Origin of the sequence: Streptomyces sp. BE20 (assembly GCF_036322525.1) — a bacterium.
Taxonomy (GTDB): Bacteria; Actinomycetota; Actinomycetes; order Streptomycetales; family Streptomycetaceae; genus Kitasatospora.
This window is the reverse complement of the sequence record NZ_JAQYWW010000336.1, coordinates 1-317: the sequence shown is the minus strand read 5'-3', so window position 1 is coordinate 317 and position 317 is coordinate 1. Positions and strand designations below refer to the sequence as shown.

Genomic DNA, 317 nt, shown 5'->3' with positions numbered 1-317 from the left:
TGCAGCGCGCCCAGCGCGTTCGCCGCGTAGCCGACCCCGGCCTCGTCCGCCTCCAGCCCCCACCACAGGGCCGCCACGGCCCCGGGGCCCAGCTGGTGCATCAGCACGCCGCGGTTGTTGGCGGCGGAGCGGAGTCCCGCAGCGGCGGCCCCCCGCAGGTACGGCTCCGCCTCCACCAGTCCGGAGTCGACGTACACCATGAACAACCGTCCGTAGCCGACCTCCCGCAGTTCCTAAAACAGTACTCAAAGCACATACTCTCCAATCCCGTGAACATCTACGTCGGCGACGTAAAAAAACAAAACGGCCGCCTCCTC

Annotated in this window: 1 protein-coding gene; it reads right to left on the bottom strand. The window is 67.5% G+C overall.

All coding sequences use genetic code 11. The features are described from left to right. On the bottom strand, positions 1-200 hold a 200-nt coding region (locus tag PUR61_RS01805; RefSeq protein ID WP_329874900.1), incomplete at its 3' end, for a hypothetical protein. Positions 201-317 lie beyond the last annotated feature (117 nt).